Here is a 22,723-nt window from a genome sequence, read left to right as displayed (position 1 = left end):
AGCCAGGCCTGGCTAGCACCAATCAAAATGCTGCGATAAGGAGCAAAGGCCCATGTACACACTCTACGGCACCGACGAGTCCGGTTCCTGCATGATCGAAATTGCCCTGCAGCGTTGCGCGGTGCCGTGGCATCGCGTGGACGCTAGTTCCTGGCAGGAAGGCGAGGGCAGCGACGCGCTCGCGCGCATCAATCCGCTGAAACAGATCCCCACCCTGGTCACTCCCGACGGCCAGGTACTGACCGAAAGCGCCGCTATCCTGATCCACCTGGGCCTGGAATATCCCGAAGCCGAGCTGCTGGCCGGCAATCGCACGCAGATCTTGCGCGGCCTGCTGTACATCGCCGCCAATTGCTATTCGGCAATCGGCATCATCGACTACCCGCAACGCTGGTTGGGCAACGCGGATGAGGCGCTGCAAGCACAATTGATTGCGGGTACTCGGCGCTATCTGCATCAGGCGTGGGTGGTGTTCGCCGAGCAGTTTGCCGACCAGTTGTTCACGCCCACCGGTGTGCCGAATGCACTGGGTATCATGGCGGCGGCAGTGTCACGTTGGGATGAGGCGCGTGAGGAGCTCGCAAGACTGGCGCCGGGGTTTGCGCAGACCCTGGAACGAGTGGACGCCGACCCTGTTGTCGCGCCCGTTTTTGCCCGGCATTGGCCGCAGTGGAAGGTCTCGTAACCAGAAGAAACAATGGCCCTGGTCAGCTCCCAACCCTTGCGTTGCGGGTGTCCTGACCTACGCTTCTCATGGTGGTGTAGGAATCATCCTTGAATTTGGCTGTCGCAGACATGAAACTCAAGAACCCTGCATGGAATTCAAAGGAGGTGCGCATGCTCATCCGGTCGCTGACCCTGGCTACCTTGATGGCTTTTACGGGGCCGTTGCTGGCCGCTGATGATATCGATCCGCTCAAGCAGGACCTGGGCAAGGCCCGGCCGCTGGTGGTGGTGGAGCTGGATTCCGGCAACGACACCTTGGCGACTCTCAGGAAACAACTGGACGAGCCTGCCACCAAGCAGTCCTTTGAAGAGCGCAACATGGTGTTCTATACCGTGAAGTTCGGCAGCATCGGCGCCGAAGGTGAGAAGTTCGCCAAGGAAGCCAAGGACAACAAGAAACTCACGCCACCGGAAACCAACGCACTGATCCGCGCCCTCAAGCTGGGTGCCGGCAGTGGCACCAAAGTGATCCTGATCGGCAAGGACGGCGAGAAGAAACTCGAGAAGACCGTGCCGCCGGACACCCTCGACCTCAAGGAGTTTTTCAGCGCTATCGACCAGATGCCAATGGCCGAGAAAGAAGCGGCTGCGCCGACCGCGCCGGCTGCGCCAGAACCTGCACCTGGCAAGAACGCTCCCAAAACGGGTAAGGCAGCCAAGCAGGCTGCTCCTCAACAGCTGGATGACTGAGTCCGCGCAGGAGCTGGCTTACCAGCTCCTGCGCAGGCAGTTGCAGCGGTGGTTCTACTTCACGCTTTCCATGGTTTGAACCACCCAGCCAATCCCCCTAATACCAGTGCACTCGTCAAGGTACTCAGGCCCAGTTGCCAGCCGTCATTGTGCAGCGGGTGCAATATGACGGCTGCAAAGCCCAATAACACTGCACTCAGCCCCCATTGCAGCGGCCAGCCCAGTTGCCCAAGCAATTGCTGGCGTTGCATCAACAGCAGATTGGTGACGACAACCCCGCCCAACGCCGCCAGTGCAATACCCGGCAGGCCAAAAAAGTACGGCAACAGCAGCAGGAGTATGGCGTTGATCACACTGCCCAGCAGTTCGCACCGCAACGGTAGACGCGTGTCGCCGCCGGCATAGGCGTAGCGGGCAAGCATGGCGTTCCAGGCGCCGAACACCAATGGCGTCGCGAACCAGGCCAGCAGCGCCGGCAGTGGGCCGTCGGCGCTTTGGGCGGGCATCAGCAGATGAATCAGCACGGGGCTGGCGCCGATCAGGCCGAGGGCGGCGGGCAGGCTGAGCAGGGTTGCTGCATCAAGGCCCCGGCGCAGTAGAGCCAGGCGCTGCTGGCCTTGTTCGCCGCTCATCATGCCCAGCAGTACCTGGTTGAGGCTCATCAGGGCGATCAAGGGCAGATTGATCAGTTTGCGCGCCAGGTTGACCCAAGTGACGGCGCCTTCCCCCAGGTAACTGGCGATCAATCGCTCGAGCAATGCCAGGCCCTGGCTGGCGACATTGCTGGCCAGCAATGGCCCGATGCGCCCCAGCAATTCGCGGCCTGCCAGGGCTTCTCCAGTGACCTGCCACGGCCGCCAGCCGAAGGACCAGACCGGCGCCAGCAATGGCAGGCACATCAATACACTGCCGGCAAAAAAGCACATGGCCAGTTCGGCGCTGTCGCTGGCGCTGCCACGGATAAACAGGTACAGCACCGGCGGCAGGTTAAACAATAACGAGCCCAGCCCTGGCAGGACAAAACGTTGGCGTGCCTGCAACGGAATACTGAACAAGGCATGCATCATCAGGCCCGGCGCACAGGCGGCCAGCCAGCGCAAGTTGGCGGCGGCTTCGGCGTGGGCCGCAGCGTCCAGGCCGGGACCGATCAGGCGCACCCACAGCGGCGCGCCCAGCGCCAGCACGGCAAACAGGCCCAGGCCCACGCCCAGCAGGCGTGGAGACAGGCTGGCCAGCCAGGCTTGCTGGCGTTGTGGGTCGCGTTGTTGATAAAGGGGCAGGGCTGCCGCTGCGAGCAAGCCGGCGGCCAGGGTCATGCGCAGCGCTTCGGGCAAAAACACCGCCACCAGAAACCCGTCGCTGCGACTACCAGCGCCCCAAGCCGCCACCAGCAGCCATTCGCGGGCAAAACCGGCCACCAGCCCGGCGAGGGTCGCCAGGGTCAGCCAGAGGGTGCTGCCGAACATCAATGGAACAGGGTGAACAGGCCCTTGCCACCCACCTTATAGTTCAGATCATGGCAACGTTCACCCATGATTTTGGCACCAGTACCGCCAATGATTTTGTAGGGGGCCACGGCTTTGGCCACTACGGTGTTGGCGCTTATCACCGAACCATGGCCCAGATGGGTGCCGAAACCGATCAAGGCACGGCTGCCGATCCACACGTAGTCGTCGATGTAGATTGACCCGGAAATCGACCAGAACTCCGGCGCCTGCAAATCATGACTGCCAGCGATGATCAGCACGTGAGAGGCAATCGCCACGTGGTTGCCGATCACCAGCCCGGCGCGTGCGTCCACCTGGCAATGCCAGCCGATCACCGAATCGTCACCAACTACCAGATTGTGGATGCCCAGCACTTCGGTGTTACGCCATAGGCTTGAGCCCTTGCCGATCTTCGCACCCCCCAGGCGCAGCCAGGCAATGCGCACATGGTGGCTGGGGATTTTGTTGATCAAGATGTTGTAGGCCATGTCCCAGGCGTTGCGCCAGCGATCCTTGATAGTTGCCCAGTTTTTGCCGTAGCGCGGCAGCAGCTGGCACGGCAGGTCCTGTTTCAGACGGTGGAACAGGCGGCGGGCAACCGGGTGCTCAAGGGCGGGTTCCAGGTCGATGGAGCTGATCCAGAAGCGCTTGTTCTCGCCTTCGCCGTCTTCAAACACCACGTCGTTGGCCAGGCACCAATCCAGCGCTTCTTCCAGGTCGGGCAGGCTTACGCCGAGTTCACCGGCCAGCATAGGGAGGCGGTCGCGCAAATCGGTAGAGTGAATTATCCGGTGCTTCATGGTTGGTCATCCTTTGGCGCAATAACAGGAACAGCGCTGGTAACGGTGGGGCGCAGGCGCACCTGTTGCAGGCTCATGCCCATCAACAGCCAGAACAGTGCGATCAATACAAAGGTGAAGCTGAAATAGTGGTCGAAAAGCCCCGTCAGCAGCGCTGCCAACACGCCACAAATGCATCCCAGCCACAGGGCGTTGTCGGCGGTGACCTTGCGCACCTGGCCCAGGGGCCGCACTTCCCGCCACCACAGCACAGTGACGGTGATAAACAACAACATTCCTGGAATACCGACCTTGTAGATGAAGTTCAGCCACAGGTTGGAGATCCCCAACAGGTTGCTGCCGGGTACGGGCGGGTCGATCTTGAAGCCGATCCCCAGGGGGAATTTCGACATGGCGTCGGGGAACCTGGCGTATTCGTCGAAGCGGATTTCGGTACTGGCGTTGGTGGTCGAGAAGATGGTCATCAAGCGCTCCTGCAGCGGCGGATAGAACATCACCAGCGCGATGCCAAACGCCAACCCGATACCGATGATGCGCCCGCTGTTAGGCACGCGCTTGTAGGTCAGCCAGATCAAGACCAGCGCCAGGGCCACGATGGCGCCACGGGAAATGCTCAGCAGCAGGCCGGCGCAACCCAGCACCGCCACCGCCAGGCCCAGCGCCCGACGCCAGCCGCTGCGGGTCCAGCCATAGAACAGCGCCAGGGGAATAAACAGCACCAGCACGCCGCCGGTCAGGTTGGGGTGCACCCAGGGCGAGGCCATGCGCGTGTAGTTGGCGGAGAAAATATCCTTCACCGCTTCCGGGTGGGCATACTTGAGGTCGGTGAGGATATCGATCATCGACATCGCGTTGCGTGTCTTCAGAAACATGAAAATCGACAGCAACAGCATCGCCAGGTTACCCAGCAGCAGGGCGACCACGACCTTGTCGCGGTCGGCGTCGGTGCGTAGCAGCAACGGCACGATAAACAGCAACGACAGGTTCATCAGCCAGCGCACCCAGTTCACCGGTCCATTGCCTTCGGCATGGATGATAACCATGCCCCAGATAAACGGAATGGTGCTGAACAGCATCAGCCACATCAGCGCGCGCTCGGTCGGACGCCACAGTATCAAGCCACGGGTCTTGCCGATAAACGACTGCCAGAACACCCCGACCCAGGTCAGCCCCAGCACCGCTTCACTCACGGTGGTGCGGATCCCCAGTTCCAAAGTGGTGTAGGGAATGCTGGTGGCCAACACGGCGAAAATCAGCAAGCCCCACAGGGGAAAGCGGATCAGGGTCAAGGCCACGCCCATGCCGGCCACGACCAGCAGGACCTTTATCGGCGAAAGGGCCAACAGCAAGCCGCCGAAGACCAGGCCCAGGAGCAGACTAACGAATTTTCCTGGCAGCATTAGCGGTCCAATTCCTTGAGCAAAGTGTCCAGACGCGAGCGATAGGCGGGCTCGGCAAATTGCCGGGCCCAGTCGATTTGCGGTTGCGGGTTTACCGTTGCCTCGGGGGCTGCCAGTTGTCGCATGACGTTTTGCAGTTGCCCGGCGTCATGCGGGTCGAAGCGCGGTGCGCTGGGCGGCGCGACTTCGTCGAGGGCGGAGCCGCGTGCTACCGCCACCTGCGTACCGACACTCAAGGCTTCCACCACCGGCAGGCCAAAGCCCTCGGCATAGGAAGGCTGCCATAGGCATGCGGCATGCCGGTAAAGTGCTTGCAGTTGGCCGTCCGATAAACCGCTGCACCAATGCAGGCCCGGCAGTTCGCCGAGGTCCGCCGGTACATCGCTGGCGTGGCCCACCAGCACCATGTCCGGCACGTCAGGGTTCACCGCACGACAGGCCTGCCACTGGCGCAGGAAAAACACCATGTTCTTGCGCGGCTCCCGGGTGCCCACCACCAACCAGTAACGCGCCGGCAGGCTTACCGGCAGCGGCTCTGGCGCTGCATTCAATTCGGGTACCAGGTTGCTCAGCACCCGGAACTTCGCCCGGGCCCAGGGGAACACCCGGGAGGCTTCGTTGCAGGAAAACTGCGAAGGGCACCACACCCGGTCAGCCTGCCACACCGACCAGGCAATCGAGGCGCCGTCAATCAAGCGATAGGCCAGGGCCTTGAGCCTGGAGCGATGAAAGTTACGGTGGGTCAGCTGAAACAGGTCATGCAGCACCAGCACATAGCGGGTGCCGGCGGGTTTGCGACATAGCGGCAAGCCCATATTGGCCGTGGCGATGTAGAGGTCGATCTGCTGCGCGTGCAAGGCCTTGGGCAAGAACCTGCGCTCGAAACCCAGGCGCACTTGTGGGCGCTGCAGGCCGTCCAGCGGGCTGGCCCAGGTCGGGCAAACGGCGATCTGGCGTTGCGGGTGATCCAGGGGAGCTTCGCTGAACAGCAACACTTCGGTATTGGCCCGTGCGCGCAGGGCGTGCTCCAGGGCCAGGACCTGGCGGGCAATGCCCGACGACGGTGCAACCGTGGCGGGGCGATAGTCCAGGGCTACGCGCATGGTTGAGGCTCCTTGGAGGTGGGCAAGGTGCGGTAGATGTGCTCCAGTTCGTTACCGGCCACCGCCCAGTCGTGATAGCGACGTGCGTAATCGCGTGACGCATCAGCCAGTTGCCGGGCCAGCGACGGTTCATCCAGCAAGCGTACGATGGCGTCGGCCAATGCCTCGGCGCTTTCGCCCGACAGGTAATGGGTCTGTGGCTGTACTGCCAAGCCGGAGACGCCCTGTGCAGTGCTGACCAGCGGCAAGCCGGCGGCCATCGCTTCCAACACCTTGAGCTTGGAGCCGCCGCCGTGGCGCAACGCGGCGACAAACCCGGCACAGCGGCGTTGCAAGGTGCACAGGTCGGGAACGAATCCCAGCCACTCGATACGCTCATCTGGCCAGCGGTTGCGCCAGTGTTCGGGCAAGCCGTAACCGGCAACCGCCAGGCGCGCGTTCGGGCACTGCCGCCAGACCCTGGGGAAAATCTCCTCAAGCAGCCACTGCACGGCGTCCAGGTTTGGCGCGTATTCGTAGTTGCCGACAAACAACAAGCGCTGGCTTTGTGCGTCGGCACTGACCTCGGCAAAGGCGCGGCTGTCGACCCCATTGACCACCACGCTCACCGGCGTCGAGGATAGCGGTCGCATGGCCTGGGCATCCGCCTCGGTCACCGCGATCACATGGGCGGCGGCATCGAACGCCTTGCGCTCCCACTGTCGGCAGCGCCATTGGTCGTACCGCACGAACGGCCCGGCCCACTTAGGGAAGCGGTCGTAAGTGGCGCCGCCGAGGCTTGATTCCAGGTTGTGCTCGGTCAGCACAAACGCGCGCCGACGCTGCTGCAAGGTACGCATGAACGGCTGCAGGCTGTAGCTGTGTTCCATCTGAATCACGTCCCAGTGTTCGTTCAACAGTTGTGCAAATTGCGCCTGCAACGGTGCGGACAGGCCGTTGACCGTGGTCAACAGCGGCCACGGCGCGAACACGCCAGCGAGCAGGGTCAGCGGGTGTTTCAGTGGCCGGCGCGGCACCACGATCAAGCGCTCGAGCAACGGCTCAAGGGCGGCATGCGCCGCGTCATCGGCCGGCGTCTTCGATTGCGCCAGCAGCGTGATGCGATGCCCGCGCTCACTCAAGGTGCGCAGCAAATGGTACTGCCGGGTCTTGCCGCCGCTGGTGGTCGGCCACGGCAGGTAGGGCACAATCCATAGGATTCTCATGTGTCGCTCTCCATGCCCGGCGCTACCACACCAGTATCTGCAAACTCGGCTTCACCACGGGGCGAATGCCATTGTCGTCACTCAGGGTCTGTCGGGCTCCGGTCAACGGGTCCAGCAGTTCTGCGCGTTTGATCCCAGGCAGGCTGATGCTGCTGCCTTCGGCACTCCAGTACATCAGCAGGTGCTTGCCGTCAGGCCGAGTCCAGGCCACGCTGTAGAAACTGTCCGGTAAGTCCTTGAGCTGCGGCGTGGCGCCGGGTTGAAGAGTGGGGCCGGTGATCTCGAGGAAGCGGGCGAGGGCGGTGTACACCGGTTTCGGCTCGCCGTTGAGGTCCAGCAGGCCGTAATGCTGGTCCCGCGGCGAGGCACGTTCATCGAGGTCGGAGAGGGCGAACAGGAAAATCTTCTGGTAGTCCTGGGACGCCATCAAGGCCAGGCGGCGCAAAGTGTAGTCGGCTTGCCCGTCGATACCGATCAGGTCCTGCATCTCCTTGGGCCCGGCATAGCTGGACCAGCCCCATTCAGTGGCCCATACCTGCTTGATCCCGGCGCCATGCAGCATTGCATTGAGTTGATCGCCGCGCAGCAGCACTTCGTTCTTGCCCGGCTCATCGGTTTCCGGGGTCATCGAATAGGGGTGATAGGCCGCGACCATGCCCAGGGTTTGCACCCCCAATGCGCCGAGCGCTTCAAACATCAGGCTTTTGCCACGGGGCGGCATCTGGCTGTAGTACGCCATGCCGCCCATGACCTGCAGCTTGCCAGGCGCGGCAATATTCAAGGCCTGGTGACTGGCCAATAACAATTGCCCGTACTCCTTGGCGTTGACTTTGGGGCGCCAGTTGTTCGGCAGGTTCTGTTCGTTCCACACCTGCCAGGCATCAATATTCGGGTAGCGTTTGGCCAGGAGCGCCAGGCGCTTTGCATAGACGTCGGCGTCCCGTGGTCGATATTGATCCTGGAACGGCGCGCCCTTGGGGGCGGTGGTGATAAAGGGCGCCGAGCCCACCAGGTAAAACACCGAGCGGATTTTTTCGGCGCTCAGGGTGCGCTCCAGTTCATCGAAAGTGCTGAGCTGATAACCCTCTTCCTTGGGCTCCAGGCGATCCCAGTGCAGGTCGACCCGCACCCATTGCAATCCCAGCTTCTTATATTGGCTGATCTGCTCGCGGTACTGTTCGGGCTTGAACCACAGAAAGTGCGCATTTACGCCAAGAAAGTCCTTCCATGTCACGCTGCGCTCCGGGGCCAGGTTCACCGGTTGTGCATCGACTTTTTCACTCGACAGCAGGGCGCCACCGACGGCGATTGACAGCACCAGCGGCAGATAACGCCACATCGGGCGAACAGATGAAATCTTCATCGCAACGGCTCCTCACAAGCATCCCGAAAGAGTTCGGCAAAACGTTGGGCCGTGTTGGCCCACTGGCGCTGGCGGCCGATTTCCCCGGCCTGGGCGGCCCATTGCCGGGCCTGTTGCGGGTCAAGGATCAAGCGGTTCAAGGCGTTGCTCAAGGAAGCGATATCGCCCTGCTGATAGGTGATGCCATTGCCGCCGGCCACCTCTTCGGCAAAGGCACGGGCGTTGGAGGTGATCACCCCGCGCCCGCAGGCATTGGCCCACGACAGCGCGCCGCTGGTGCCACGCATCTGTCCCAGGAAACCGAGTTTTTTCGATTCGCGGTAGGGCAGCACCATCACATGGTGCGCCTGGATCGTAGCGGCGATCTGCGCTGATGGCAGGTCCAGTTGCCAGTCCACCACATCTTCCAGGTGCAGCGTGCTGATCTGTTGGCGCAGGCCCTCGAGGTAGTTACCGGCTGGGTCAAAGGTCATTTCCGGGGCGGTGCCGCCGGCCAGGGTCAGGCGTACCTGACCTCGGCATTGAGGATGGGCGGCGAGTGACTGGGCCAGGGCCTGAAGCAGGTCCTCAATGCCCTTGCCGCGATAGATAAAACCGAAATACAACAGACGCAACGGCGCAAGTGGCGGCAAGTCCTGGGGCGCGATGGGCAGGTTGCCGTGGGCAATCACCGCCACTTGCTGCGGGCGCAGACCCATGCGTTGGCGCAGGCAGTCGCCGCCGAGGCGGGTGAGGGTGATCAGGCGGCGCATGCCTTTAGCCAGGCGCCGTTCTTCGTGCAAGGTCAGCGGGTCGGCCAGCAGTGCTGCTGCCTGGGGCAGCGGGTGGGGCAGGCGCTCGAGCAGGCTCAAGGGGAAAAACAGCTTGGCCCGACGCCAGATCAGGCGCTCCGGGTCATGCACCGTGGCGGTCAAAGGCAGGTGCGGTTGCGCCCGGCGCAGATAGTCCAGCGCCTGGAACTCACCGAAGCGCCCACCCCCCAGCTCGGCATGGACCAGGTCCACGCCGCTCCAGTCAAAGGCCTGCAGACGCCGCAATTGTTCAGGCAGGTCCTGGCAGCCCGCGAGGGGGGTCACCACCTCAAGACCCAGTTCGATCAGCGCGCTACGCAAGTGCGCGGCGTAATCGGCGATCCCGGTCTGCTCCGGTGGCAGCGGTGCCAGCAGCGCGATACGCATCAGGCCGCACCGCGCCAGCTGTTGATTCGTGCCAGGACCTTGGCCGGCACTTCAAAGCGGCGGCGGTTGAGGATCATGCCGTCGACTTTGCCAAACGCGGTGGTCAGCAGTGACACAGCATTTTCGATGGTCGGCACTGTGCTGGTGCGAGCTTCGATCACCAGTACGATCTGGTCGGCGCGGCGCAGGATCAGGAAGGCCTGGGGGTTGGACGACAAGGCCGAGGCATCCAGCAACAGCACTTCACCCGGCGTGGGCGCGTTTGCCCCATTGACCGATACGCGGTGGCCACGCTCTTCCAACAGACGCTTGAGCTGCTCGACGATAAACGTCACGCCCTCGCCATGCCGCGCCGAGGTCAGGCCCAGGGCAAAGCCTTCACTGGCGATGCGCTCCAGGGGCAGCAGGCTGTAGAGGCGATAGAGGCTGGCGGTGACTGCTGCCGGCGTTGCGTCTTGCACGTCGGGGATGCTGCTCCACAGCGGCACATGGAACATCTCCTGCAACCGGGTGCCGTCGTGGATGCGTTGGTCCAGCAGGTACAGCACATAGATGGTCAAGAAGCCCACGGCCACGCCGGCGGGAATGGTGAACAACAGAATCAGCAGGCTCTTGGGAAACACGCGTGACGGGTTCAGGGTGGCATGTTCGATCAGGGCGATGTTGCTGATCTGGCTGTTGTCCAGTTCGTGGTCGATTCGCGCCTGTTCAAGATTGTCCGAGTACAAGGCGTAGCTTTTTTCGGCGGCGCGCAGTTGTTGGCTCAGCTTGTTGAGTTCCGGCTCATCGGTCATCGCCTTGTCACGCTGGTCGCGCAGCTCGGCGAGGGTCTTGTCGTAGTTCTCGATTTCGCCGGCCAGTTTGCGCTCTTGCAATTGGGCGTCGATCACTTGCTGCTTGATGTTGATCACCAGGCTGTTGGGCGCGGTGTTTTGCGAGCGCTCCAGGCGTGTGGCTTCCTGGGCGCTGAGAGCCTCCATGTCGCGGATGTTCTGCTCAATCTGATTGACCTGCGGCGTGCCCGGCAGGTAGGTGCGCAGCAGGCGTGCTCGCTCCACTTGCAGCGCATTGAGCTGGCGCTTGAGGTCCAGTTGGGTGGGGTTGAGGCTGGTTTCGCGCATCGTCACCACGTCCGCCGGCTGGCTCTTGATCTGCTGGCTGGCGTTGGCCAGGAGGCTGCGAATCCCGGAGATTTGGTTTTGTGCGCTGACCTTGGCGTCGGTGACGCGGTCGATCTGGCTGGTCAGGTTCTTCAGGCGCGCATCGACACTGATCGAATCGATCTGCTTCAGACGGCCTTGCAGTTGGTCCTTCAGGCTTTGGATATTTTCCGCCACCTTGGCGCGCTCGGTTTCATAGAAGGTATGCAGGCTTTTGCGCCCGAGGATCCGCGCACGTTCCTCAAGGTAGGCATTGACCCATTCCTCGACGATTTTTTGCGCCACCGCCGGGTCGTCCCAGGTGAAGGAAATCTCGATCACCGAAGAGCCCGGCTCGTGACCGGCTTTGAAGTTCTTCTCCAGCGAGGTCGCCAGGCGTTCAAGCGGGCTTTGTTTCTCGGCAAGGCCTACGAACTGCAGCACGCTGCGCACGGCATTGATGACTTCGCCAACGCCTTTTTTGACGTAGAACTTGGTGACCTTCCAGAAGCCTTGTGGCGGTTCGGTGGTCATCGCCATATAGCGCTCGGCAACGATATGCACAATGGGCCGGCCCGTGAGCATTTTTTCTTCGTCGACAATCGGGTCGTGCTGGGTGCTCGGGGCAATCAGCGTCTGGCGGTTGGCGGCTTCGATCGGCAACGTGGTGTTGTCCCGCCCTGGCTTGACCAGCAAGCGCGCGTCGGACTCGTAGCGAGCCGGCAGCAGGAAGGCACCGAGCACCGCGACGACAATCGTGGTGATCACTGCCAGTTTGAATTCGCGGCGGTAGATGAAAAACAGCCGCAGCAGGTCGCGAAGAGAGCGGATTTCGATCACAGGATCACTCCATTGGATAGATGTTGTTCGTCGAATGAAATCGGCGTGCTCAAGTGATACAAAGCCTGCGTCATAATCATTGTGGAGCGCTGATATAGGTATCGCCGGACTTGTTGCCATTGAGCTGATAATTCAAGCCCAGTCCAACCCCTTTGCTAACCGGAAACAGCTTGGTGAAGTACATATCCACGGCCTCCACCGTCGCGCCGATGCCCGACTGCGGCACAAAGATCAAGTCGCCGCGCTGCAACGCCACCCGTGGGTGATTGGCGTTGGTCAACATGCTTTCCAGGCTGATGAAATACGTCCTGTACTTGCCATCCGGGCCGGTGCGCATCAAGGCCACGTTGGAGGCATCCGCCGAGGGCAATACACCACCGGAACTGAGCAGCGCCTGCTCGACGCTGACGTTGCCGGCCAGGTCAAAAAACGCCGGGTTGGGCACCGCACCGCCGATAAACACCTTGTTGCTCGGTGCGCTGGCGATGTTTACCGTCACCGCCGGTTCACGGTAAATGCGCTTGTACTTCTCGGTGATTTCCTTGCCCAGGTCTTCGGGCGTGCGCAAGGCGGCCTTGACCCGGCCAATATTGGGCACCGAGATCACGCCGTCGGGGCGCACCACGAACAGGGTCATATCATCGGCCGCCGCCGGTTCCTGGGCATCACGCACGATCCGCAGCGAGTCGCCGCTCTGGATCAGCACCTGCGGCGGTGGCAGGTCGGCCAGGGTCAGCGCCGCTTGATGGCCGGCCTTGAGCGTATTGTTGTCAGGAAGCGGCACCCGCGCGGGGGTCGAACAACCCGCCAGCCAGATTGAGGCGCTCAAGAGGCTGAACAGGGTAAGACGGGAACGTCGGTTGATAGTCTTCATGACGGCTCAAGTCCAGTAGGTGGAAAACATGCCCAGGCGCCGTTTAAGCGAGTTGGGCAAGTAGCGTTCAAGGTGGCCGAGGCGATAACCCAGCAATTTAAAGGCACTGCGCACCACCACTTCGGGCGCGCGGTGCAGCGCATTGGCCTCGCGCAATGCGCGCAGTTCGGCCAGTACATAACGTTTGCCTTCACCGCCGGCGTCGCCAAACGCCTGGCGAATCCACGGCTCGCGGCCGTAGAACACACCGATATCGAAGTAGCGGCGAAACTCTTCCAGCAAGCGGTAATCGTGGGAGTGATACACCAGCGCGCTGGCGGCGTAGCGCACCTGGTAGCCGGCCAGCAACATGCGTGCGGCGACGTAGGCGTCTTCGCTGCCGATCACATCCTGGGGGAAGCCGCCCACCGCCTGCAGCGCGCTGCGCCGGTACACCGAAAACGAGTCGGAGCTGAAGCAGGTCTTGATCCCCAGGTGCGGTGCATCGGCCAGACTTTTGCTGCGGCTGCTCGCTGGGTAATTGAAGTGCCGCGACTGGGCGCCCAGCACACCCGCACCGGGGTGCGGCAGTTGCCTGCCATAGGCCACGCCATTGAGCGGCTCCAGTTGCAGCTCGGCGATCAGGTTGGCGAAGGTCTCGGCGGTGGCGGGGATTGCGTCCTGGGTCATGACGATCAACGCGTCGCCACCCACCTGCTCGCTGGCCCAGCGCCGGGTGCCACCGTGATTGAAATCACCGGCATCGATCACTTCCACGCGCGCGCCGAATTCGCGCAAGCGCGCCACGGTGTCATCGCTGGAGGCGCTGTCGACCACCAGCATCTCGTCCGGTTGCAAGGTCTGCATGCGCAGGGCAGGCAGCAAGCGGTCCAGATGGCTGGCCGCATTGCGGGTGGGGATGATCAGGGAGGTACGCATCAGGGTTTCACTTCAACCGGCGCACGGCCGTAGATGTCGTCATAGCGCACGATGTCGTCTTCACCCAGGTACTCACCGCTCTGTACCTCGATCATCACCAGGTCGATGATGCCGGGGTTGGTCAGGCGGTGTTTGTGCCCGGCAGGAATGTAGGTGGACTCGTTCATGTTGAGCAGGATTTCCCGCTCGCCATTGGTGATCATCGCTGCGCCGCTGACCACCACCCAATGCTCGCTGCGGTGATGGTGCATTTGCAGGGACAGCGAGCCTTTGGGCTTGACCACGATGCGCTTGATCTTGAACCGCGTGCTTTCTTCCAGCACCGTGTAGGTGCCCCAGGGGCGGGTGACAGTGCGATGCAGGCTGAACGCCGGGTGATTCTGGCGCTTGAGTTCGGCGACGATATACCGCACATCCTGGCTGCGGTGGGCGTCAGCGATCAGCAGTGCGTCCGGGGTGTCGACGATGATCAGGTCGCGCACGCCCACTGCACCGAGTACGCGCTTGGGCGAATCGATATAGCAGTTATGCACGTCGTGCAAGATGGCCTCGCCATTGATCTGGTTGCCATTGTCGTCACTGGGGGAGAGTTCGCGCAGGGCTTCCCAGGAGCCGATATCGCTCCAGCCAATGTTGCAGGGCACCACCGCGACCTGAGTGGATTTTTCCATCAGGGCCACGTCGATGGAGATATCCGGTGCGGTGCCAAAACCTTCCGGGCTCAGTTCGCGCTGGCGACTGCTGCTGTTTTGCAGGCTCTGGCTGTGCTCCAGTGCGGCCTTGGCTGCGTCCAGGACCTGCGGTGCGTGGCGGGTCAATTCGTCCAGCACAGTGCCAGCCTTGAAGCAGAACATTCCGGCATTCCACAGGTGCCTGCCGCCGTCCAGGTAGCCTTGGGCGGTGGCCTGGTCGGGCTTTTCGACAAAGCGCTGGACCTGGAACCCAACACCCAGCGGCGCCCCTTGTTCTATATAGCCAAAGCCGGTTTCCGCACGGTCAGGCTGGATGCCAAAGGTCACCAGATAACCGGCCTCGGCCAGTGCGCGGGCTTTTTCCACTGCTTGGGCAAAAGCGCTTTCATCGAGGATCAGGTGGTCGGCGGGCATCACCAGCAGCTGCGCGTCAGCGCCGAAATGTTCCTGCACATGCAAGGCGGCCACGGCGATGGCGGCGGCGGTGTTACGGCCAAAGGGCTCCAACAGCAGGTCGAGGGCCAATCGCTGGGTGTTCACCGCGCGGTAGTCGTCAAGGGTGCGAAACAGCAGGTCGCGGTTGGTTACCGTCAGGATGCTGTCCACCCCCGGCAAGTGACTGGCGCGCAGGAAGGTCTTCTGCAACAGGCTCTGGTCGTCACGCATGCGCATGAAGGGCTTGGGCATGTTCTGCCGCGAAACCGGCCACAGCCGCGTGCCCGAACCACCGGAGATGATGCAGGGAATCAAGCCGTTAAGTGGGTTCATCAATAGACTTCCTTGGTGGAAAGAACGGCAGGAATCGTCATGAAAACGATGTACAGATCCAGCCACACCGACCATTTGGCGATGTATTCCAGGTCGTATTCGACCCGCTTCTGGATCTTGAACAGGGTGTCGGTCTCGCCGCGGTAGCCGTTGATCTGCGCCCAGCCGGTGATGCCCGGCTTGACCCGATGGCGCGAGCTGTATTCGCTGACCGCTTGCTCGAACGGAATACCGGCGGCCTTGGTGGCCGTGGCGTGGGGGCGTGGGCCGACCATCGACATATTGCCCAGCAGCACGTTGAACAGTTGTGGCAGCTCATCGATGCTGGTCTTGCGAATGATCCTGCCTACCCGGGTGATGCGTGGGTCCAGGCGCGTGGTCTGGTTCTCGGCGTTGAGGTCGGTCTGCTCGACATACATCGAGCGGAACTTGAACACGCGAATCAGGTTGTCGTTGTAGCCAAAGCGCTTCTGGCGAAACAGCACCGGGCCCTTGGAGTCGAGTTTGATCGCGATAGCGGTCACTAGCATCAGCGGTGACAACAGCAACAGGCCCATGCTGGCCAGCAGCAGGTCTTCGCAACGCTTGATAAAGGGCGACCAGCCGCGCAGTGGCAACTGTGACGTGTTGAACATCAGGATGCCGCCCACATCGGTGATGCGGTTATGGCCATAGCGCAAGGCGGCCATGTCTGGCACCAGCATGACGTTCACCGACATCTGCCGCAGGCGCTTGACCAAGCCATTGATGCGCTGTTCGGCGGCCCAGGGCAGGGTGATCATGACCTGGTTGACCTGTTCGGAGCGGATCAGCTTTTCCAGGTCGCGGGTATTGCCCAGCAAGGGCAGGCGGCTCAATTCCTTGGGAATGCGCTCGGTACGGTCGTCGATAAAGCCGATCAGGCCGGAACGGATATCGCTGTTGCGCGACAGGTGTTCAGCCACATGCACCGCTGTTTCGGTAAAACCCAGGATCACCGTGCGCTGCAAGAACTTGCCGTTCTTCATCAAATGGCGATACAGGCGCAGCATCAATATCCGCTCCACGCCAAACAGCACCAGGCTCATGGAGAACCAGGCCGCCAGGTTGCGTGGGCTCAACTGTGGGAACAGGAGCAGGATCTGGTACATGAACAGCAGGATGCAAAACGCCGAGACCCAGGCCACCAGCATCACGCGAAAACGCAGGCGATTGCTGAACAGATCCTCGGAGTACACCCCCAGGGCCTGGAACAGAATGATGGTCAGCAGCGCAAAGAACACCAGCAGGCCCAGGTAGTGGTTGCGCATGTGCTCGGCGACAGGTTCCGGATAGAACAACAGGATAATTGCCGGCACCACAGCAGTGAGGCCGTGGATCAGTTTTACAAAGACGACAAAAAACTCAACGAAACCGGGGCGAGTCAAAAACAGGCTATCGACCGACGATTTACCGCGCATAGATCAGATCCTCAATACACCACCAGAACGTTCCTGTTCGTTTGCTCATCCATAAGGCAGGTGTGCTTTACAAGTGGTGCAAATCGAACGACTGCTGTCGCTGGGTAATACGTAATGCCTGTTCGTGCGCAGGAATTTACGGGGTGATGGCTAAATAGTGGCTTCCTTGAGGTTCCGTGTCAATGATTTGGCTTTTTTCGCCGTTGCCGTCAATGGCTCTCATAAGGCCCCCATGATATGACGCTTTATTGACATTGGTGGGGGGTCTTTCAGAATAATCGAGAATTGATGCTGGCTTTTTGGAGTGTAGGAACAAACATGGGGATTTGCCCGACGGCGAAAAAAAGCTTTCTGACGTTGTAGGAGGGGAAGGGCAAGGCTTTTTAGTAGGAGCGAGCTTGCTCGCGAAAACGTCAACGATAACGCGTGTTTCCTGGATAAACGCGGCGTCTGTGAGGTTTTCGCGAGCAAGTTCGCTCCTACAGGAGGGAATGTGCAGTGCTTAGAAGTTGCCTTTGAGGCTCAGCGTCAGGTTGCGCGGCTCTCCGTAGAGATTGCCCCAACCGGCTGTGCCTACGGTCTGGTAGTAGTTTTTATCAAACAGGTTGTTGCCGTTGAGCGCCACGGTCCAGGTGTCGTCTACCTGATACGCCAGGCGCGCATTCCACAACGCATATCCGGCTTGTTCAAGCTTGATGGTTTGCAGCCGGTAGTTGCTGCTTTGGGCGTTAACCCCTGCACCGACTGTCCATTTCGACAGCGCACCGTCCAACTGATAGTCGCCCCACAACCTGAGCATATGCCGTGGCACGTAGGTGTTGGATACCGCGCCTTCGGCTGTGCTATCGATGTTCTTAAGGTTCTTGGTCTGCGTGTAGGTATAGCCGCCGAACACTTGCAGGCGTTCGAGCAATTCACCACTGAGCTCGGCCTCCACCCCTTGGGCGCGAACTTTGCCTGTGTCGGTGTAGCAGTAGCCGTCGGAGGAGCTGCCGCAACGGGTCTCGAAGTCGGTTTGGGCGGCATTCTTTTCGATTGCGCGGAACACTGCCAGGGAACTGTTCAAGCGCCCGTCAAACCACTCACCCTTGATGCCAAGCTCGTAGTTCTCGCCCATTTTTGGCTTGAGGGCCGAACCGCTGACGGTGGCGTAGGAGCTTTGTGGCTGGAAAATATCGGCGTAGCTGGCGTATACCGAGATATTGTCATTGAGGTCATAGATCAACGCGCCAAACGGCGTTACCACGCCGGTTTCCTTGGTGCGTGCGTCTTGATCGGCCCACTCGCCCCACGCCAGGTTCAGGGATTTGCGGCGGTTTTCGTACCAACTGACGCGACTGCCAAGGACCAGCATCAGGGGCTCGGCCAGGCGCAGGCGCAAGGTGGCGTATGCGCCGTATTGCGTGGCGGTCTCGTTGACGGTGCCGCCTCGGTACATGTTGGGCCAGAAGGTGTCGTCGGCAGGTTCCGGGAAGTGGTGATTGGGGTTGAAAACGCTTTGGCGCTGGGGCAGGTTGCGGATCGCGTAGACATCGTCCTGGGTGCCGCGACTACCGTTGGCGCCGAGGATCAATTCATGTTGCAGGCCAAACGCCTCGAATTGACCGTCGATATAGGCATCCAGGCCGTAGTCCTTGTGATCGTAGTCCAGCAGTGCGGCGTAACTGGTGAGCGTAGGGGCCGGGTTGCCATAGTCCACGGTGCTTTCGCTGGCGGCGTATTTGATGTCTTGCAGGTTGCGGCTATGCACGGCGCTGACTTTGAGTTTCCAGTCGTCGTTGAAGTGATGGGTCAGATCGGCGAACAGCGTGGTGCGCTGGCTTTGCCAATCGTTCCAGGCCTGGCCCAGGCAGGTGGAGCGGCTCAGGCCGAGGCTTTTGCCGTCGCGGTAGCGCGGCAGGCCGCTCCAGCACGGCGTGGCGTCGACATCCTCATGGCTGGCACCGAAGCCCAGGGTGGTGTCGGGTGTGACATCCATGTCCAGGGCTGCGTAAAACGCTTGGTCCTGGCGCTTGGCAAGGTCCATGTAGGAACCGCGATTCTGTTGGCTGACCGCCGCGCGGCCACGCACCGTGCCGCTGTCGTTCAACGGGCCGCCGGTGTCGAGTTCGGCGTGGTAGTTATCCCAGGTGCCCGCTGACAGCCCGAGGCTGGTGGTCGGGGTGGCTTGGGGCCGCTTGCGCACGAAGTTCACTGCACCGCTGGCGGTGCCGGCGCCCTTGAGCATGCCGGCGGCCCCCTTGAGCACTTCCACCCGGTCATAAATCGCCATGTTTGCGCTGAAACTGTCGGCCTGTATGTAATCCTTGCCGATGTCCAGCGGCACGCCATCGAACTGGTACTGGCCGAGCATCTTGAAGCCCCGGGAGTAGAAATACTTGCCGCCCATGGGCGATTCATAGCTGGTGATGCCGGGCGTGCGCTCAAGCAATTGGTCGATGGTGGTGATGTTCTGGTCATCCATCAGCTTGCGGGTCATCACGCTCACCGATTGCGGGGTGTGTCGCAGGCTTTGTTCACCCTTGCCGATGGTCACCGCACCGGTGGTGTAGGAGCCGCTGCCTTCGGTGGTGGCGCCCAGGCGATCGCCTGTGATGGTGGTGGCGCCCAGGTTCAGCGCCGAGCTGTCTTGCTGCTGAGGCAACAGCAACCAAGCGTTCCGGCCCTGGCTTTGAGCCTGCAACCCCTGGCCCTGAAGCAACCGGCTCAGGGCCGATTGTGGGTCCAGGGTACCGTTCAGCCCCAGGCTGTTTTTGCCGGCCACGCTGCCCGCGTCATATGACAGGCTGATACCGGCCTGCCGCGCAAATTGATCAAGGGCGCCGGCCAGAGGGCCAGGGGCAATATCCCAGGCGCGGGCCGGGCGCTCGTTGCCGGGCTCTTGGGCACTTGCGGTATAGGGCAGGGCGCTGGCCGCCACGCTCGCGCCGAGGAGGAGGGCGTTGACGGCGTGTCTGAGAGGTGAACGTTTGGAGGGGAACGCTTGCATGACCGCGGGATGCTCCTGAGGAAAGTGGACAAAACCGGCCTGTTGATCGGCCTTTCCTTACAGGTCGAGCGGCAATGAGAATTCACCTCATTTATTTTCAGTCGGTTAAACCCGAGCGGAGACGGTCACCCAATAACGGCTGCGGTAGGTCACAGCGACCGGCAACGATTGGGCCACCAGTTTGAGTACCTGGTCAGTGTCATCCAGTTGGTAGGTGCCCGAGACCCGCAGCCCGGCCACCGCTTCGCCGCAACGCACCAGCCCGTTGCGGTAACGGCCCAATTCGGCCAGGAAGTCATCCAGGCGCATATTGTGAGCGCTGATCACGCCGTCACTCCAGGCCCAGGGGTCCAGGCCGTTAGCAGGTGAAGGGCGAATGCCGCCGCGGTTGAACAGCACCTGTTCGCCGGGCTTGATCACCCGGCGCGCAGTGGTGTCATGGCTGCCGGAAAATACCGCCACCGCGCCTTGTTGCACGGCCAATAATGTGCCTGCTGACTCTTCGCGCACCAGCAAGCGCGTGCCGAGGGCGCGCAGGTAACCGTCGCGGGTGTGTACCCAGAGCGGGCGATTGTCGGCGCCGGTATCGATCAGCAGTTCACCCTGATGCAGGTTCACCAGCCGGCTTTCGGCGCTCAGCGCGATATCGAAGGCGCTGGCGCTGTTGAGCTGGACTTTGCTGCCATCGCCCAATGCCACCCAGCGCCGCTCACCGGTGGCAGTGCGGTAGTCGGCCATAAGCGCGGGCAGGGGGGTGTAGTCGCGACCCAGCCAGGCGAGGCCGGAGGCGCCGGCAAACAACCCCAGCACCTTCAAGCCTTCACGCCGACTGATGCGTTGGCGCGCGCCATCGAGTGCATGGCGACTGACATGCGCCGGTAGTTGCTTGAAATCGTCATCCATGGCCGCTACCCGCTGCCAGGCCTGCTGATGTGATGCGCTGCGCTGCAACCACTGCTCAAAGGCCGCGGTGCTGGCGTCGTCGGCGACGTTGAAACGCAGCTTGATCATCCACTGGATGGCTTGGTCCACCAGGCGCGGGTCAGAGTTCGGCATAGCGCAACCGATAACAGGCGTGCAGCGCCTTGGACAGGTCACGTTCCACCGTGGCCCTGGATACGCCCAGGCGCAGGGCGATTTGCGGGCAGGTCAGGCCGTCCAGTTGCGCCAACAGGAACGCCTCGCGCACCCGCGGCTTGAGCTGATCGAGCAAACGGTCGATGCGCTCCAGGCTGTCGAGGATCAGCAAGCGGGTTTCTTCGCTCGGCACCTCGACTTGGGGGAAGTGCGCCAGGCTTTCCAGATAGGCGCGTTCCAGCTCGCGACGCCGGTATTGGTCGATCATCAAGCTGCGTGCAATGCTACTTAAATAGGCCCGCGGCTGCTGCAAGGTCTGGTGCTTGCGTGCGTTGAGCAGGCGCACAAAGGTTTCCTGCGCCAGATCGGCGGCGTGTTCACGGCAGCCGGTGCGCCGGCTCAACCAGCCGCGCAGCCAGGAATGGTGGGCCTGGTAAAGCTGGCCGATGGCGGCAGGGTCCAGAGGGTGATCGCTCGACATGGTCATCCCGGCGCAGCAAACTTAATTGATAATGTTTCGCATTCTAGACGTTGATCGTGGCATTCAGCAATCACCTGGTTTTCTGCGCAAGCAATGTATCCAGCACAATTTTTTGTGTGCCCTGTACTCGCCGATTAATCTGGGCTTTTCCCGGCGGACGGTTCACCCATGATCAGCCTCGTCACTCTTGCGGTTTTTTCCGGCGCTGTTTTGCTGTTGCTGCTATCACCGGGGCCAAATATGGCGTTTGTGATCAGCCATGGTGTGACCCATGGCTGGCGCGGAGGCTGTGCGTCGGCCCTGGGCATCGCTGTGGCAGACCTGTTGCTGACGGCGTTGACCGTCATGGGGGTGACGGCGTTGGTCGCCAGTTGGCCGCCAGCGTTTGACTTGATTCGTTACGCCGGTGTGATCTACCTGTTGTGGCTGGTGTTCAAGACCTTGCAGACGCGCTCCGGGCCGGACACTGCGCACGTCGATCGCGTGGCCCTGGGCAGGGTATTTCTACAGGCCATGCTCAACAGTTTGCTCAACCCCAAGGCGCTGTTGTTTTTCATGGTGTTCCTGCCACAGTTTGTGCAACCGGAGGCTGGGCCCATCGCCGTTCAATTAATGGTGCTGGGTGGCGTGCTGACGCTGATTGCAGGCGTGTTTCACGCGCTGCTGGGGATGTTTGGCGGTGCGCTCAGTCGCTTCTTCGCCAAGCGCTCAAAAAGCGCCTGGCTGCAGAAGTGGGGTTTGGCGGCAGTGTTGATGGCGTTGGCTGTGCGTTTGGCGGTGATGTCTCGTCCTGCCTGAAGACACGCTGGACGCCAAGCAAGCTTTTTTGTGGCGAGGGAGCTTGCTCCCTCGCCACGGATGAACATTCAACCCAACCGCGCAGCCGCTCGGGTCACAATCTCCCCACGCACTCTGCGCGACTCTACCGTGCGCTTGTTGGCTTCCTCCAGCACATGCCTGGGCGCAGTCTCCGGGCTGCCTGAGTCGAACGGTGGCGCCGGCGCATATTCGATCTGCAACTGCACCAGTTGCGCCGCCGCTTCGCTATACAACTCGGCCGCCAGGGTCAACGCAAAGTCGATTCCCGCCGTGATCCCTCCGCCCGTAAACAGGTTGCCGTCACGCACCACACGTTCCTGCACGGGGATGGCGCCGAGCGGCGCGAGCAGGTCGTGGTAAGCCCAGTGGGTGGTGGCCTTGCGACCGCGCAGCAAACCCGCCGCCCCCAATACCAGCGAGCCGGTGCATACCGAGGTTATGTAACGTGCGGTCTGCGCCTGTGTGTTCAGGAAGTCCAGGGTTTGCGGGTCTTCCATCAACGCGCCCACGCCTACACCGCCGGGCACGCACACCACATCCAGCGTCGGGCAGTCGGCATAGGTCATGGTCGGCGTGAATACCAGGCCGGTACTTGAGGTGATCGGCGCCAGGTCTTTCCACACCAGGTGCAGCTTCACGTCGGGTAGTGAACCCAACACGTCATAGGGGCCGGTAAGGTCCAGTTGCTGGATACCGGGGAATAACAGAAAGCCGATGTGCAAAGTCATTAATCAA

19 protein-coding genes are annotated in these 22,723 nt (G+C 61.6%); 3 read left to right on the top strand and 16 right to left on the bottom strand.

The window, feature by feature from the left end; genetic code table 11:
* The first annotated feature begins 52 nt into the window (after positions 1 to 52).
* Both QZR30_RS25010 and QZR30_RS25005 read left to right on the top strand, forming a co-directional pair.
* Positions 53 to 685, top strand: a complete 633-nt coding sequence (locus QZR30_RS25010; protein WP_046069002.1) for a glutathione S-transferase N-terminal domain-containing protein — start codon at positions 53 to 55, stop codon at positions 683 to 685.
* A gap of 152 nt (positions 686 to 837) precedes the next feature.
* Entirely contained in the window at positions 838 to 1,416 is a 579-nt protein-coding gene (locus QZR30_RS25005; RefSeq protein WP_059396870.1) for a DUF4174 domain-containing protein, read from the top strand.
* A 59-nt stretch (positions 1,417 to 1,475) separates the two neighbouring features.
* On the opposite strand, the gene QZR30_RS25000 is transcribed toward QZR30_RS25005, so the two are convergent.
* From QZR30_RS25000 to QZR30_RS24930, 15 genes are all read right to left on the bottom strand, one after another.
* Positions 1,476 to 2,882, bottom strand: coding sequence for a lipid II flippase MurJ (locus QZR30_RS25000; protein ID WP_046069000.1), 1,407 nt, complete (start codon positions 2,880 to 2,882; stop codon positions 1,476 to 1,478).
* A complete protein-coding gene (locus QZR30_RS24995) occupies positions 2,882 to 3,703 on the bottom strand; it encodes an acyltransferase (protein WP_056846131.1) in 822 nt (273 codons plus the stop codon). The genes QZR30_RS25000 and QZR30_RS24995 overlap by 1 nt, the downstream gene beginning before the upstream one ends.
* The gene (locus tag QZR30_RS24990) at positions 3,700 to 5,103 is read right to left on the bottom strand and encodes an O-antigen ligase family protein (RefSeq protein WP_046068998.1); all 1,404 of its coding nucleotides are present in this window, start codon (positions 5,101 to 5,103) and stop codon (positions 3,700 to 3,702) included. The genes QZR30_RS24995 and QZR30_RS24990 overlap by 4 nt, the downstream gene beginning before the upstream one ends.
* The gene (locus QZR30_RS24985) at positions 5,103 to 6,206 is read right to left on the bottom strand and encodes a glycosyltransferase family 4 protein (RefSeq protein ID WP_311904458.1); all 1,104 of its coding nucleotides are present in this window, start codon (positions 6,204 to 6,206) and stop codon (positions 5,103 to 5,105) included. The genes QZR30_RS24990 and QZR30_RS24985 overlap by 1 nt, the downstream gene beginning before the upstream one ends.
* Positions 6,197 to 7,411: a glycosyltransferase family 4 protein gene (locus QZR30_RS24980; protein WP_311904456.1), complete on the bottom strand. Its 1,215-nt coding sequence runs from the start codon at positions 7,409 to 7,411 to the stop codon at positions 6,197 to 6,199. Before QZR30_RS24980 ends, QZR30_RS24985 begins: the two co-directional genes overlap by 10 nt.
* Before the next feature lie 22 nt (positions 7,412 to 7,433).
* Complete coding sequence (locus tag QZR30_RS24975; RefSeq protein WP_046068995.1) at positions 7,434 to 8,774, bottom strand: beta-xylosidase; 1,341 nt, start codon at positions 8,772 to 8,774, stop codon at positions 7,434 to 7,436.
* Entirely contained in the window at positions 8,771 to 9,952 is a 1,182-nt protein-coding gene (locus QZR30_RS24970) for a glycosyltransferase (protein ID WP_056846127.1), read from the bottom strand. Before QZR30_RS24970 ends, QZR30_RS24975 begins: the two co-directional genes overlap by 4 nt.
* Positions 9,952 to 11,931 carry a GumC family protein gene (locus tag QZR30_RS24965; RefSeq protein ID WP_311904455.1) on the bottom strand — a complete coding sequence of 660 codons (1,980 nt, stop codon included), beginning with the start codon at positions 11,929 to 11,931 and terminating at the stop codon, positions 9,952 to 9,954. Before QZR30_RS24965 ends, QZR30_RS24970 begins: the two co-directional genes overlap by 1 nt.
* Before the next feature lie 76 nt (positions 11,932 to 12,007).
* A complete protein-coding gene (locus QZR30_RS24960) occupies positions 12,008 to 12,805 on the bottom strand; it encodes a polysaccharide biosynthesis/export family protein (protein ID WP_311904454.1) in 798 nt (265 codons plus the stop codon).
* Positions 12,806 to 12,811: 6 nt separating this feature from the next.
* Entirely contained in the window at positions 12,812 to 13,723 is a 912-nt protein-coding gene (locus QZR30_RS24955; RefSeq protein WP_056846125.1) for a glycosyltransferase family 2 protein, read from the bottom strand.
* Positions 13,723 to 15,183, bottom strand: a complete 1,461-nt coding sequence (locus QZR30_RS24950; protein WP_059396877.1) for a mannose-1-phosphate guanylyltransferase/mannose-6-phosphate isomerase — start codon at positions 15,181 to 15,183, stop codon at positions 13,723 to 13,725. The genes QZR30_RS24955 and QZR30_RS24950 overlap by 1 nt, the downstream gene beginning before the upstream one ends.
* Positions 15,183 to 16,622 carry an undecaprenyl-phosphate glucose phosphotransferase gene (locus QZR30_RS24945; RefSeq protein WP_046068989.1) on the bottom strand — a complete coding sequence of 480 codons (1,440 nt, stop codon included), beginning with the start codon at positions 16,620 to 16,622 and terminating at the stop codon, positions 15,183 to 15,185. The genes QZR30_RS24950 and QZR30_RS24945 overlap by 1 nt, the downstream gene beginning before the upstream one ends.
* Positions 16,623 to 17,124: 502 nt before the next feature.
* Positions 17,125 to 19,611: a TonB-dependent siderophore receptor gene (locus QZR30_RS24940; RefSeq protein ID WP_311904452.1), complete on the bottom strand. Its 2,487-nt coding sequence runs from the start codon at positions 19,609 to 19,611 to the stop codon at positions 17,125 to 17,127.
* Between the two features lie 105 nt (positions 19,612 to 19,716).
* A complete protein-coding gene (locus tag QZR30_RS24935) occupies positions 19,717 to 20,667 on the bottom strand; it encodes a FecR domain-containing protein (protein ID WP_311904451.1) in 951 nt (316 codons plus the stop codon).
* Positions 20,654 to 21,169 (bottom strand): sigma-70 family RNA polymerase sigma factor, encoded by a 516-nt coding sequence (locus QZR30_RS24930; protein ID WP_046072525.1) that lies wholly within the window; start codon positions 21,167 to 21,169, stop codon positions 20,654 to 20,656. Before QZR30_RS24930 ends, QZR30_RS24935 begins: the two co-directional genes overlap by 14 nt.
* Before the next feature lie 168 nt (positions 21,170 to 21,337).
* Here QZR30_RS24930 and QZR30_RS24925 point away from each other — a divergent pair, with 168 nt between their 5' ends.
* The gene (locus tag QZR30_RS24925) at positions 21,338 to 21,967 is read left to right on the top strand and encodes a LysE family translocator (RefSeq protein WP_046068986.1); all 630 of its coding nucleotides are present in this window, start codon (positions 21,338 to 21,340) and stop codon (positions 21,965 to 21,967) included.
* A 68-nt stretch (positions 21,968 to 22,035) separates the two neighbouring features.
* On the opposite strand, the gene inhA is transcribed toward QZR30_RS24925, so the two are convergent.
* The gene (inhA, locus tag QZR30_RS24920; RefSeq protein WP_046068985.1) at positions 22,036 to 22,716 is read right to left on the bottom strand and encodes an isonitrile hydratase; all 681 of its coding nucleotides are present in this window, start codon (positions 22,714 to 22,716) and stop codon (positions 22,036 to 22,038) included.
* Positions 22,717 to 22,723: the final 7 nt, after the last annotated feature.

It is taken from the genome of Pseudomonas sp. rhizo25 (assembly GCF_031931935.1).
GTDB lineage: Bacteria > Pseudomonadota > Gammaproteobacteria > Pseudomonadales > Pseudomonadaceae > Aquipseudomonas > Aquipseudomonas synxantha.
This window is presented reverse-complemented; position numbering and strand designations above follow the sequence as displayed.